At 56.6% G+C, this 14,212-nt stretch carries 10 protein-coding genes; 9 read left to right on the forward strand and 1 reads right to left on the reverse strand.

Annotated elements, in window-relative coordinates; translation table 11 throughout:
- The 6 genes from yihT to ompL all read left to right on the forward strand — a co-directional run bounded on the left by yihT (position 1) and on the right by ompL (position 7,830).
- Positions 1–876 (forward strand): sulfofructosephosphate aldolase, encoded by an 876-nt coding sequence (gene yihT, locus ABFV38_RS21825; protein ID WP_348958074.1) that lies wholly within the window; start codon positions 1–3, stop codon positions 874–876.
- Between the two features lie 14 nt (positions 877–890).
- Positions 891–2,132 carry a sulfoquinovose isomerase gene (yihS, locus tag ABFV38_RS21830; RefSeq protein WP_063622903.1) on the forward strand — a complete coding sequence of 414 codons (1,242 nt, stop codon included), beginning with the start codon at positions 891–893 and terminating at the stop codon, positions 2,130–2,132.
- Between the two features lie 16 nt (positions 2,133–2,148).
- Positions 2,149–4,173, forward strand: coding sequence for an alpha-glucosidase (locus ABFV38_RS21835; RefSeq protein ID WP_348958076.1), 2,025 nt, complete (start codon positions 2,149–2,151; stop codon positions 4,171–4,173).
- A gap of 45 nt (positions 4,174–4,218) precedes the next feature.
- Complete coding sequence (locus ABFV38_RS21840; protein ID WP_348958078.1) at positions 4,219–5,601, forward strand: MFS transporter; 1,383 nt, start codon at positions 4,219–4,221, stop codon at positions 5,599–5,601.
- A 43-nt stretch (positions 5,602–5,644) separates the two neighbouring features.
- On the forward strand, positions 5,645–7,069 hold the full coding sequence (locus ABFV38_RS21845) for an MFS transporter (RefSeq protein ID WP_348958080.1): 1,425 nt from the start codon (positions 5,645–5,647) through the stop codon (positions 7,067–7,069).
- A 74-nt stretch (positions 7,070–7,143) separates the two neighbouring features.
- Positions 7,144–7,830 (forward strand): porin OmpL, encoded by a 687-nt coding sequence (ompL, locus tag ABFV38_RS21850; RefSeq protein ID WP_003861929.1) that lies wholly within the window; start codon positions 7,144–7,146, stop codon positions 7,828–7,830.
- Positions 7,831–7,909: 79 nt separating this feature from the next.
- Here the strand turns inward: ompL and typA are convergent, their stop codons facing one another.
- On the reverse strand, positions 7,910–9,733 hold the full coding sequence (gene typA / locus ABFV38_RS21855) for a ribosome-dependent GTPase TypA (protein ID WP_023331638.1): 1,824 nt from the start codon (positions 9,731–9,733) through the stop codon (positions 7,910–7,912).
- A 378-nt stretch (positions 9,734–10,111) separates the two neighbouring features.
- Between typA and glnA the strand changes: the two genes are divergently transcribed.
- From glnA to glnG, 3 genes are all read left to right on the forward strand, one after another.
- Entirely contained in the window at positions 10,112–11,521 is a 1,410-nt protein-coding gene (glnA, locus tag ABFV38_RS21860) for a glutamate--ammonia ligase (protein WP_008501856.1), read from the forward strand.
- Positions 11,522–11,691: 170 nt separating this feature from the next.
- Entirely contained in the window at positions 11,692–12,741 is a 1,050-nt protein-coding gene (gene glnL / locus ABFV38_RS21865; RefSeq protein ID WP_032644301.1) for a nitrogen regulation protein NR(II), read from the forward strand.
- Positions 12,742–12,752: 11 nt separating this feature from the next.
- Positions 12,753–14,165 (forward strand): nitrogen regulation protein NR(I), encoded by a 1,413-nt coding sequence (glnG, locus tag ABFV38_RS21870; RefSeq protein WP_023309765.1) that lies wholly within the window; start codon positions 12,753–12,755, stop codon positions 14,163–14,165.
- The last annotated feature ends 47 nt before the right edge of the window (positions 14,166–14,212 follow it).

The following is a 14,212-nucleotide window of genomic DNA, read 5'->3' on the forward strand; positions in this document are numbered from 1 at the left end:
ATGACGATGTACACCCTGAAAGATATCACCCGACCTTCCGGCGGTTTTGCGATGCTGGCCGTGGATCAGCGCGAAGCGATGCGCCTGATGTTTGCTGCAGCAGGCGCGCCGGTTCCGGTAACCGACCAGCACCTGACCGATTTTAAGGTCAACGCGGCAAAAATTCTGTCACCGTACGCCTCTGCCATTCTCGTCGACCAGCAGTTCTGCTATCGCCAGATTGTCGAGCAGCAGGCCGTAGCTAAAAGCTGCGCAATGATTGTGGCCGCCGACGAGTTTATCCCGGGGAATGGTCTTCCGGTCGACAGCGTAGTGATCGACAAGAACGTCGACGCGCAGGCGGTCAAACGCGATGGCGGCAAAGCACTGAAGCTGCTGGTGCTGTGGCGCAGCGATGAAGATCCGCAGCAGCGCCTTGAGATGGTGAAAGCGTTCAACACGCTCTGCCACGATAACGGTCTGCTGAGCATTATCGAGCCGGTGGTGCGTCCGCCGCGTCGCGGTGCCGCGTTTAACCGCGAACAGGCAATTATCGATGCGGCCAAAGAGCTGGGCGACAGCGGTGCCGACCTCTACAAAGTGGAGATGCCGCTGTTTGGCAAGGGCACGCAGCAGGCGCTGCTGACGGCCTCGCAAAAGCTGAATGAGAACATCGCCATGCCGTGGGTGATCCTCTCGTCCGGCGTGGACGATAAGTTATTCCCGCGCGCCGTCAGCGTCGCCATGCAGGCGGGGGCCTCAGGCTTTTTAGCCGGTCGTGCCGTCTGGTCCTCTGTGATTGGCCTGCCGGACACCGAGCTGATGCTGCGTGATGTTTCCGTACCCAAACTTCAGCGTCTGGGTGAGATCGTCGACGAAATGATGGCTCGCCGTTAAGAAAGGACCCGAACATGAAATGGTTTAACACCCTGAGCCATAACCGCTGGCTCGAGCAAGAGACCGACCGCATTCTCGATTTCGGTAAAAACGCCGCCGTACCGACCGGCTTTGGCTGGCTGGGCAATAACGGCCAGGTGCGTAGCGATATGGGCACGCATCTGTGGATCACCGCGCGTATGCTGCACGTTTACGCGGTGGCGGCGAACATGGGGCGTCCCGGTGCGTATGCCCTGGTTGAGCACGGTATTAACGCCCTGAACGGCCCGCTGCGCGACAAGCAGCACGGCGGCTGGTACGCCTGCGTTAACGATGAAGGCGTGATTGATGCGTCCAAGCAGGGTTATCAGCACTTTTTCGTCCTGCTGGGTGCGGCGAGCGCCGTCACCACTGGCCATCCGCAGGCGCGCAGGCTGCTGGACGATGCCATCGAGGTGATTGAGCGTTACTTCTGGAGCGAACAGGAGCAGATGTGCCTGGAGTCATGGGATGAAGCCTTCAGCAAAACAGAAGATTACCGCGGCGGTAACGCCAACATGCACGCCGTAGAAGCCTTCCTGATCGTTTATGACGTGACCCACGACCGCAAATGGCTCGACCGCGCCCTGCGCATCGCGTCGGTGATTATTCATGACGTGGCGCGCAAAGGTGAGTACCGCGTTAACGAGCATTTCGACACTAGCTGGAATCCGATCCGCGACTACAACATTGATAATCCCGCCCACCGCTTCCGCGCCTACGGCGGCACGCCGGGACACTGGATTGAATGGGGCCGCCTGATGCTGCACCTGCGCGCCGCGCTGGAAGCGCGCTTTGAGACCCCGCCGGAATGGCTGCTGGAAGATGCGAAAGGACTGTTCCACGCCACCATCCGCGACGCCTGGGCACCCGACGGGGCCGATGGATTTGTCTACTCCGTGGGCTGGGACGGCAAGCCTATTGTGCGTGAACGCGTGCGCTGGCCAATCGTCGAGGCGATGGGCACGGCCTATGCCCTCTATACCGTGACCGGCGAAGCGCAGTACGAGGCCTGGTATCAGAAGTGGTGGGATTACTGCATCAAGTACCTAATGGATTACGAAAATGGTTCCTGGTGGCAGGAGCTGGACACCAATAACGAAGTGACGACCAAAGTCTGGGACGGCAAGCAGGATATTTACCACCTGCTGCACTGCCTGGTGATCCCTCGCCTGCCGCTGGCGCCGGGCTTAGCGCCTGCCGTCGCCGCCGGATTACTGGACAGTCAGGCTAAATAATAAAGACGGAGTGTTTATGCGTACCCTACACAATATTGACCTGAAAAATAACGAAAGTGGTTTCACCCTGCGCTGGCAGGACCGTCTGATTTTATCCCACTCTGCGGATGTCCCTTGCCTGTGGATTGGCGCAGGTGAGGCGGATATCGAGATGTTTCGCGGCAACTTCAGCATCAAAGACAAGCTCAACGAAAAGATTGCCCTGACGGACGCGACCGTCACGCAGCAAAGCGCGGGCTGGGCGATCCGCTTTACCCGCGGCGATGCGGTAAGCGCGACGCTGCTGGTAGGCGTGGATGCGGAAGGCCGTCTGGAGCTGAAGCTGAAAAATGACGCCGCCAGCCATAACCGCATCTGGCTGCGGCTGGCAGCACAGCCGGAAGATCATATCTACGGCTGCGGCGAGCAGTTCTCTTACTTCGACCTGCGCGGCAAGCCGTTCCCGTTGTGGACCAGCGAGCAGGGTGTGGGCCGTAACAAGCAGACCTACGTCACCTGGCAGGCCGACTGCAAAGAGAATGCGGGCGGCGACTACTACTGGACCTTCTTCCCGCAGCCTACCTTCGTGAGCACCCAGAAGTACTACTGCCACGTGGATAACAGCTGCTATATGAACTTTGACTTCAGCGCGCCAGACTTCCACGAGCTGGCGTTCTGGGAAGATAACGCCACGCTGCGCTTCGAATGTGCGGAAACGTACGTCGATCTACTGGAAAAACTGACCGGACTGCTGGGGCGTCAGCCAGAGCTACCGGACTGGGTGTACGACGGCGTGACGCTGGGCATTCAGGGCGGCACCGAGGTGTGCCAGCAGAAGCTCGACACCATGCGTAACGGCGGCGTAAAGGTGAACGGCATCTGGGCGCAGGACTGGTCCGGCATTCGCATGACCTCCTTCGGCAAGCGCGTGATGTGGAACTGGAAGTGGAACAGCGCGCTCTATCCGCAGCTTGATGCGCGGATTGCGAAGTGGAAAGAGGAAGGCGTGCAGTTCCTCTCCTATATCAACCCGTACGTCGCCAGCGATAAAGATCTCTGCGAAGAGGCATCGAAGCGCGGCTATCTGACCAAAAACGCCGACGGCAAGGACTACCACGTTGAGTTCGGGGAATTCTACGCGGGCGTTATCGACCTGACCAACCCGGAAGCCTACGACTGGTACAAAGAAGTCATCAAAAAGAACCTGATCGAACTGGGCTGCGGCGGCTGGATGGCCGATTTCGGGGAGTACCTGCCGACCGACACCTTCCTGCATAACGGCGTGAGCGCGGAGATCATGCATAACTCCTGGCCTGCCCTGTGGGCCAAATGTAACTACGAAGCACTTCAGGAGACCGGCAAGCTCGGCGAGATCCTGTTCTTCATGCGCGCGGGCTACACCGGCAGCCAGAAGCACTCGGTGATGATGTGGGCGGGGGATCAGAACGTCGACTGGAGCCTGGACGACGGTCTGGCGTCCGTCATCCCTGCGGCGCTGTCGCTGGCGATGACCGGGCACGGCCTGCACCACAGCGACATCGGCGGCTATACGACCCTGTTCGAGATGAAGCGCAGCAAAGAGCTGCTGCTGCGCTGGTGCGACTTCAGCGCCTTTACGCCGATGATGCGTACCCACGAGGGCAACCGTCCAGGCGATAACTGGCAGTTTGACGGCGACGCAGAAACCATCGCGCACTTCGCGCGCATGACCTCCGTCTTCACCACCCTTAAGCCCTACATCAAAGCCGCAGTCGCGCAGAACGCGAAAAGCGGCCTGCCGGTGATGCGTCCGCTGTTCCTGCACTATGAAGACGATGCGCGCGCCTACACGCTGAAATACCAGTACCTGTTTGGCCGCGACCTGCTGGTGGCGCCGGTTTATGAAGAGGGGCGCCGCGACTGGTCGTTCTATCTGCCGCAGGACAGCTGGGTGAATGTGTGGACCGGGGAAACCTGCCAGGGCGGTGACGTGACCGTTGATGCCCCGCTCGGCAAGCCGCCGGTCTTCTACCGCCAGCACAGCGAATGGGCAGATCTGTTTAGCACCTTACGTGATATCTGATAAGGCTCGCCCGCAGGGAAACCTGCGGGCAGACGGAGAACAATAATGAGTCAACATACTTCCGATCCGGCAACCCTACGCCTGCCGTTTAAAGAAAAACTCGCCTACGGGATGGGCGATCTCGGCTCAAACATCCTGCTGGATATCGGCACGCTCTATTTGCTGAAGTTTTATACTGATGTTCTGGGGCTGCCGGGTACCTACGGCGGAATCATCTTCCTGATTGCGAAGTTCTTTACCGCCTTCACCGATATGGGCACCGGGATCATGCTCGACTCCCGGCGCAAGATCGGCCCGAAAGGAAAATTCCGCCCGTTCGTGCTCTATGCAGCGTTCCCAGTGACCCTCCTGGCGATTGCCAACTTCGTCGGCACGCCGTTTGAAATCACCGGTAAAACGGTGATGGCGACGGTGCTGTTCATGCTGTACGGCCTGTTCTTCAGCATGATGAACTGCTCCTACGGCGCGATGGTACCGGCCATTACCAAAAACCCGGACGAGCGCGCCTCGCTGGCCGCCTGGCGTCAGGGCGGTGCTACGCTGGGCCTGCTGCTCTGTACCGTGGGTTTTGTTCCGGTGATGAACCTGATTGAAGGCAATGACCAGCTTGGCTACATCTTTGCCGCCACCCTCTTCTCGCTGTTCGGGCTGTTTTTTATGTGGTGGTGCTACAAGGGGGTGACCGAGCGTTACGTCGAGGCGCAGCCCGCTAACCCGGCGCAAAAACCGGGGCTGCTGCAGTCGTTCCGCGCCATCGCCGGGAACCGTCCGCTGTTTATCCTGTGCATCGCGAACCTGTGCACGCTGGGCGCCTTTAACGTCAAACTTGCCATTCAGGTCTACTACACGCAGTACGTGCTGAACGACCCAATCCTGCTGTCGTACATGGGCTTCTTCAGCATGGGCTGCATTTTTATCGGCGTCTTTATGATGCCCGGCGCGGTGCGGCGCTTCGGCAAGAAAAAAGTCTACATCAGCGGGCTGACGATTTGGGTGGCGGGCGATCTGCTCAACTACTTCTTCGGCGGCGGCTCGGTGAGCTTTGTGGCGTTCTCCTGCCTGGCGTTCTTCGGTTCCGCGTTTGTGAACAGCCTGAACTGGGCGCTGGTGTCCGATACCGTGGAGTACGGCGAGTGGCGCACCGGCGTGCGCTCCGAAGGGACGGTCTACACCGGCTTTACCTTCTTCAGGAAGGTATCCCAGGCGCTGGCGGGCTTCTTCCCGGGGATCATGCTCACGCAGATCGGCTACGTGCCCAACGTGGTGCAAAGCGCCGTGACGGTTGAAGGGCTGCGGCAGCTGATATTTATCTACCCGAGCCTGCTGGCGGTCATCACCATCGTGGCGATGGGCTGCTTCTATAACCTCAACGAGAAGATGTATGTGCGCATCGTCGAAGAAATCGAACTGCGCAAACGTACGGCATAAATGACGTGATAGAGCGCCCTGCGGGGCGCTCTGAGGATCGACCATGACACATAACACTGATCCGTTAACCCTGAAATTGAGCCTGCGAGAGAAGTGCGCCTACGGGATGGGCGATTTTGGCTCGAACCTGATGCTGTGTATTGGCACGCTGTATTTGCTGAAGTTTTATACAGACGAACTGGGCATGCCGGCGTTCTATGGCGGCATTATTTTCCTGGTGGCGAAGTTTTTTACCGCGTTTACCGACATGCTAACCGGCGTACTGCTCGATTCCCGGCGTCACATCGGTGCAAGAGGAAAATTCCGGCCCTTCATTCTTTACGCCTCCGTGCCGGTGGCGCTGGTCGCGACGGCGCAGTTTATGGCCAACGACTTTAGCCTGACGGTGAAAACGGCGCTCGCCACCGTGCTCTTCATGATGTTTGGCCTCTGCTACAGCCTGATGAACTGCGCCTACGGTGCGATGGTCCCGGCCATCACCAAAAACCCGAACGAGCGCGCGCAGCTGGCGGCCTGGCGTCAGGGCGGCGCAACGGTGGGGCTGTTACTCTGCACCGTCGGCTTTATGCCCATTCAGGCGCTGTTCGTCCACCAGCCCTCCTTCGGCTATCTGGTGGCCGCGCTGGTGTTCGTCACTGGCGGTCTGTTCTGCATGTGGTGGTGCTACAGCGGAGTTAAAGAACGCTACGTGGAGCTCACACCCGATCATCATAAGCCCGGCATTCTGAAATCGTTCTGTGCGATTTTCCGCAATCCGCCGCTGCTGGTGCTGTGCATCGCCAACCTGTGTACCCTCGCCGCGTTTAACATCAAGCTAGCGATTCAGGTCTATTACACCCAGTACGTGCTGAACGATCTGCATCTGCTGTCGTGGATGGGCTTTTTCAGCATGGGCTGCATCCTGATTGGCGTGTTTCTGGTGCCCGGCGCAGTGAAGCGCTTTGGCAAGAAACCGGTCTATCTGGGTGGCCTGGCGCTGTGGGCAGTGGGCGACGTGCTGAATTTCTTCTGGGGGACCAGCTCCCTGCTGTTCGTGCTGTTTTCCTGCATGGCCTTCTTCGGCACCGCGTTTGTGAACAGCCTGAACTGGGCGCTGGTGCCGGATACCGTCGATTACGGCGAGTGGAAAACCGGCATTCGCGCCGAAGGGTCGGTGTATACCGGCTATACCTTCTCGCGCAAAATCTCCGCCGCGCTCGCCGGTTTCCTGCCCGGTATTATGCTGACCCAGATTGGCTACGTTCCCCATGCCGTGCAGAGCGCGGGCACGCTGCTTGGGTTGCGTCAGCTTATTTTCCTCTGGCCGTGCGGCCTGGCGATTGTTGCTGCCGTGACCATGGGGCTGTTTTATAAACTCAACGAAGCGCGCTTCGCCTTTATTATCGAGGAGATTGGAAAACGGAAGAAACAAACCGCGAATACCCCTGAGATAACCACCAACAATAAAGCGTCAGCAGTCACTTTATAACAATAAATCCGGCCACTATGTCCTTCCTGTTTATCAGGAGGGAGGCCTTTCTGTACCTGATACATGGACAAATTATGAAAAGAATCATCACTGTACTGATCGTGTCGTCTGTGTCCTGCCCGGTATTTGCCGGGGCCTATGTCGAAACCCGCGAAGCCTACAATACGGCCTCAGAGCTGCACGAGGTGATCCTGCGTGCGGGCTATAACTTCGATATGGGCGCGGGACTGATGTTCACCAACGCCTATAACGTAGGTAAATGGGATGAACTTAAGCACAGCTATAATGAAATCGAGGGGTGGTATCCGCTCTTTAAGCCGACCGACAAACTCACCTTCCAGCCCGGTGGATTGATTAACGACAGCAGCGCAGGGTCCGGCGGTGCGGTTTATTTAGATACCAACTACAAATTTACAGACTGGTTTAATCTGACGTTCCGCTATCGCTATAACCATAACAACTACGATACGCCGGACTATAACGGGCAGATGGATAAGAACGACACGCACGAATTTGCCAACTACTGGAATTTCAAAGTAACGGATGCATTTTTCTACACCTTTGAACCGCACTTTTTCCAGCGGGTGAATGATTACCACAGCAAAAATGGCAAAGACCATCACTGGGAAATTACCAACAAGTTCAGCTATAAAATCGACAGAAACTGGCTGCCGTACCTCGAACTGCAGTGGCTGGACAGGTGGAATGATTACAACCGGGAGCAGTACCGGATCCGTTTAGGGTTACGGTATTCGTTCTAATAAAAAAGCCGCTGATCGCTCAGCGGCTTTTTCGTTGCCGGGTGGCGCATGCGCTTACCCGGCCTACGGATTAACCGTATTAGTCTTCTTTCGCACCGCGCATAGCACGTTTACGATCGTTCTCGGTCAGGTGACGCTTACGGATACGAATTGACTGTGGAGTCACTTCGACCAGTTCGTCATCATCGATGAATTCCAGAGCCTGCTCCAGAGTCATCTTGATCGGTGGAACCAGAACCGTTGCTTCGTCAGTACCGGACGCACGCATGTTGGTCAGTTTCTTACCGGTCAGGCAGTTTACGGTCAGGTCGTTAGAACGACTGTGAATACCGATGATCTGGCCTTCATAAACCTCAGCACCGTGACCCAGGAACAGCTTACCGCGATCCTGCAGACCGAACAGCGCAAACGCAACCGCTTTACCCTGACCGTTGGAGATCAGCACGCCGTTGTTACGCTGGCCCACTTCACCCGGACGAACGTCGTCGTAGTGGCTGAAGGTGGAGTACAGCAGACCGGTACCTGAAGTCATGGTCATGAACTCAGAACGGAAGCCGATCAGGCCACGGCTTGGGATCACGTAGTCGAGACGTACGCGGCCTTTGCCATCTGGATTCATGTTTTTCAGGTCGCCTTTACGCTCACCCAGAGCCTGCATCACAGACCCCTGGTGCTGCTCTTCAACGTCCAGCGTCACGTTTTCGAACGGCTCTTGTTTACGGCCATCGATTTCGCGGAAGATAACTTTCGGACGGGAAACCGCCATTTCGAAACCTTCACGACGCATGTTTTCGATCAGAACAGACAGGTGCAGCTCACCACGACCCGAAACGCGGAATGCATCAGCGTCTTCGGTTTCTTCAACGCGCAGTGCAACGTTGTGCACCAGCTCTTTGTTCAGGCGGTCAAGGATCTGACGAGAGGTAACGAACTTACCTTCTTTACCACAGAACGGAGAGGTGTTGACGTTGAAGAACATGGATACGGTTGGTTCATCAACGGACAGGGCTGGCAGCGCTTCGACGTTCTGCGGATCGCAGATGGTGTCGGAGATGTTCAGTTCACCCAGACCGGTGATAGCGATGATATCGCCCGCTTCAGCGATGTCGCTCTCGATACGCTCAAGACCCAGGTGAGTCAGTACTTTACCAACTTTACCGTTACGGGTTTTGCCTTCGCTATCGATGATAGTGACCTGCTGGTTCGGCTTCACTTTACCGCGCTTGATACGACCAATGCCGATAACGCCAACGTAGTTGTTGTAATCGAGCTGAGAGATCTGCATCTGCAGGGTACCGTCGAGATCGACGTTTGGCGCAGGAACACGGTCAACAATCGCCTGATACAGCGGGGTCATGTCTTCAGCCATGTCTTCGTGGTCCAGACCTGCGATACCGTTCAGCGCAGAGGCGTAAACGATAGGGAAGTCCAGCTGCTCGTCGGTCGCGTCGAGGTTAACGAACAGGTCGAATACCTGGTCAACAACCCAGTCAGGACGCGCGCCAGGGCGGTCAACTTTGTTGATAACAACGATTGGCTTCAGACCATGGGCAAATGCTTTTTTGGTCACGAAGCGCGTCTGTGGCATTGGGCCATCCATTGCGTCAACGACCAGCAGAACGGAGTCTACCATGGACATTACACGTTCAACTTCACCACCGAAGTCGGCGTGCCCTGGGGTATCAACGATGTTGATACGGTAGTCATTCCATTTAATCGCGGTGTTTTTCGCGAGGATGGTAATCCCACGCTCTTTCTCCAAATCGTTGGAGTCCATCACGCGTTCTTGGGTTTCGGCACGCGCATCAAACGTACCGGATTGCTGCAGCAGCTTATCGACCAGGGTAGTTTTACCATGGTCAACGTGCGCGATGATGGCGATGTTACGCAAATTTTCGATCACAACTTTGCCTCAGGCATTTAGAAATAGCGCGTTATTGTACACGGATTAATCGCACTACAAAACAGGATCACAAACATCCCCCGCAAACAAGTATTGCAGAGATGCTTTGTGATCGCTTTCACGGAGCGGTAAAAGGGCACTTTAACGTAAATTGCACCAATATGGTGCTCAATGTTCACATTGAAGCACTATACTGGTGCAACAAATCCATCGTGGTGCAGCCCTTTTGCACTATGGTGCGCATGATAACGCCTTTTTGGGGTGTTTTAAAAGTTGGCACAGATTTCGCTTTATAAAAAATACATGGCACCAGCCAGTACAAACAGAAATTGAAGACCTCGTTACCACGACGACAATGACCAATCTGGAGAGTTAAGTATGTCCGCTGAACACGTTTTGACGATGCTGAACGAACATGAAGTGAAGTTTGTTGATCTGCGCTTCACCGATACCAAAGGTAAAGAACAGCACGTCACAATCCCTGCTCATCAGGTGAACGCCGAATTCTTTGAAGAAGGCAAAATGTTTGACGGCTCCTCCATTGGTGGCTGGAAAGGCATTAATGAATCCGACATGGTTCTGATGCCAGATGCGACCACTGCGGTCATTGATCCGTTCTTCGAAGAACCTACTCTGATCATCCGTTGCGACATCCTCGAGCCAGGCACCCTGCAGGGCTACGACCGCGACCCACGTTCTATCGCGAAACGCGCTGAAGAGTACCTGCGTTCTACCGGCATCGCAGACACCGTTCTGTTCGGGCCAGAGCCAGAGTTCTTCCTGTTCGATGACATCCGTTTCGGTGCGTCTATTTCTGGCTCACACGTGGCTATCGACGACATCGAAGGCGCATGGAACTCCTCCACCAAATACGAAGGTGGTAACAAAGGTCACCGTCCAGGCGTGAAAGGCGGTTACTTCCCGGTTCCTCCGGTCGACTCTGCACAGGACATTCGTTCCACCATGTGTCTGGTGATGGAAGAGATGGGCCTGGTTGTTGAAGCGCACCACCACGAAGTGGCGACGGCGGGTCAGAACGAAGTGGCTACCCGCTTCAACACCATGACCAAAAAAGCGGACGAAATTCAGATCTACAAATACGTTGTGCACAACGTTGCGCACCGTTTCGGTAAAACTGCGACCTTCATGCCAAAACCAATGTTTGGCGACAACGGTTCCGGTATGCACTGCCACATGTCTCTGTCCAAGAACGGCACCAACCTGTTCTCTGGCGACAAATATGCCGGTCTGTCCGAGCAGGCGCTGTATTACATTGGCGGCGTAATCAAACACGCTAAAGCGATCAACGCCCTGGCGAACCCAACCACCAACTCCTACAAGCGTCTGGTCCCGGGCTACGAAGCGCCAGTGATGCTGGCCTACTCTGCGCGTAACCGTTCTGCTTCTATCCGTATCCCGGTGGTGGCATCTCCTAAAGCGCGTCGTATCGAAGTGCGCTTCCCGGATCCAGCGGCTAACCCATACCTGTGCTTCGCAGCACTGCTGATGGCCGGTCTGGACGGTATCAAGAACAAGATCCACCCAGGCGAAGCGATGGACAAAAACCTGTACGACCTGCCGCCAGAAGAAGCGAAAGAGATCCCACAGGTTGCTGGCTCTCTGGAAGAAGCCCTGCAGGCGCTGGACGCAGACCGCGAGTTCCTGACTGCAGGTGGCGTATTCACTGACGACGCTATCGATGCTTACATCGCGCTGCGCACTGAAGAGAACGACCGCGTGCGTATGACTCCGCATCCGGTTGAGTTCGAACTGTACTACAGCGTTTAATTAAGTTGTTTTACCCGGCGTGACAAGCGCCGGGAGTAGTTGCCGTGGAAACTTTTAGCCCATCTCCGGATGGGCTTTTTTCTCCACCAACAATCTGATCTCACGCGCTTTTGTCGCCGAAAACGCTATACTGCACTAAATTAGTGCAAACGACTCCAGGAGACTGCTGAATGGCAACTGGCACGCTGCCCGATGCTGGGCAGATCCTCAATTCTTTGATTAACAGCATTTTGCTGGTCGATGACGAGCTGGCCGTTCATTACGCCAACCCGGCGGCACAGCAGCTGCTTGCCCAAAGCGCACGTAAACTGTTCGGCACCCCACTTCCGGAACTCCTGAGCTATTTTTCGCTGAATATTGGCCTGATGCAGGAAAGTTTACAGGCGGGCCAGGGTTTCACCGATAACGAAGTGACGTTGGTGATCGACGGGCGTTCGCACATTCTGTCGCTGACCGCGCAACGTCTTCCCGAAGGCCTGATCCTGCTGGAAATGGCGCCGATGGATAATCAGCGCCGACTGAGCCAGGAACAGCTTCAGCATGCACAGCAAATTGCCGCCCGAGACCTGGTGCGCGGTCTGGCGCATGAAATCAAAAACCCGCTGGGCGGATTACGCGGTGCGGCGCAGCTTCTGACCAAGGCGCTGCCTGACCCTGCGCTGGCGGAGTACACCAACGTCATCATTGAGCAGGCGGACCGTCTGCGGAATCTGGTTGACCGCCTTCTCGGGCCACAGCAGCCGGGAATGCACGTCACAGAAAGCATCCATAAAGTGGCTGAACGGGTGGTGAAGCTCGTCTCGATGGAGCTGCCGGAGAACGTCACGCTGGTACGTGATTACGACCCAAGCCTGCCGGAACTGGCTCATGACCCGGATCAGATTGAGCAGGTCCTGTTGAACATTGTGCGCAATGCCCTGCAGGCGCTGGGGCCTGACGGGGGCGAGATTATTTTACGCACCCGTACCGCCTTCCAGCTCACGTTACACGGCGTGCGCTATCGGCTTGCAGCCCGAATCGACGTCGAGGATAACGGGCCCGGCATTCCATCGCATCTGCAGGACACCCTGTTCTACCCGATGGTCAGCGGTCGCGAAGGCGGAACCGGCCTGGGCTTATCCATTGCCCGAAGTTTGATCGATCAACACTCTGGAAAAATTGAATTTACCAGTTGGCCGGGACATACCGAGTTTTCGGTTTTCCTGCCGATTAAAAAATAAAGGTGACGTTTATGCAACGAGGGATAGTCTGGGTAGTCGATGACGATAGCTCCATCCGTTGGGTGCTTGAACGCGCGCTCACAGGGGCGGGATTAAGCTGCACGACGTTTGAGAGCGGCAGCGAAGTGCTCGACGCACTCACCACCAAAACGCCCGATGTTCTGCTGTCGGATATTCGCATGCCGGGCATGGACGGGCTGGCGCTGTTAAAGCAGATCAAACAACGCCACCCTATGCTCCCGGTCATCATAATGACGGCACACTCCGATCTGGATGCCGCGGTGAGCGCTTACCAGCAAGGGGCATTCGATTATCTGCCCAAACCGTTTGATATCGACGAAGCGGTGGCGCTGGTTGAGCGCGCGATTAGCCACTATCAGGAGCAGCAGCAGCCGCGCCACGCGCCCGATTTTGGGCCAACCACCGACATCATCGGCGAAGCGCCGGCGATGCAGGACGTCTTTCGCATTATTGGCCGTCTGTCCCGCTCGTCCATCAGCGTCTTGATTAACGGCGAATCGGGAACCGGTAAAGAGCTTGTGGCGCATGCGCTGCATCGCCATAGCCCGCGGGCAAAAGCACCGTTCATTGCCCTGAATATGGCGGCGATCCCGAAGGATTTGATTGAATCCGAACTGTTCGGGCACGAAAAAGGGGCGTTTACCGGCGCAAATACCATTCGCCAGGGGCGCTTTGAACAGGCTGATGGCGGCACGCTGTTCCTGGATGAGATCGGCGATATGCCGCTTGACGTTCAGACCCGCCTGCTGCGCGTGCTGGCGGACGGACAGTTTTACCGCGTGGGCGGCTATGCGCCGGTGAAGGTGGACGTGCGCATTATTGCCGCGACCCACCAGAACCTGGAGCAGCGCGTGCAGGAAGGCAAATTCCGTGAGGATTTATTCCATCGTCTGAACGTCATTCGCGTTCATCTGCCGCCGCTGCGTGAACGCCGGGAAGATATTCCCCGCCTGGCGCGCCATTTCCTGCAGGTAGCCGCCCGCGAGCTGGGTGTGGAGGCCAAGCAGCTTCACCCGGAAACCGATGCCGCTCTGACGCGCCTGGCGTGGCCGGGCAACGTGCGTCAGCTGGAAAATACCTGCCGCTGGTTAACCGTGATGGCCGCCGGTCAGGAAGTGCTGATTCAGGATTTACCGGCCGAGCTGTTTGAAGCGACCGCGCCTGAAAGCAGCACCGGGCATGCTTTGCCGGACAGCTGGGCAACGCTGCTGGCGCAGTGGGCCGACCGCGCACTGCGTTCCGGTCATCAAAACCTGCTGTCTGAAGCGCAGCCTGAGATGGAGCGTACGCTGTTGACCACCGCGCTTCGTCATACGCAGGGCCACAAGCAGGAAGCCGCTCGCCTGTTGGGATGGGGACGTAATACCCTGACGCGCAAGCTGAAAGAGCTGGGAATGGAGTAATATCCGCGCTTGTGTAAAGGTTACTAATTGAGCGCAAATTGCCGTTA

The organism is Enterobacter cloacae complex sp. Mu1197 (assembly GCF_040059225.1).
GTDB classification, from domain to species: Bacteria; Pseudomonadota; Gammaproteobacteria; order Enterobacterales; family Enterobacteriaceae; genus Enterobacter; species Enterobacter quasiroggenkampii.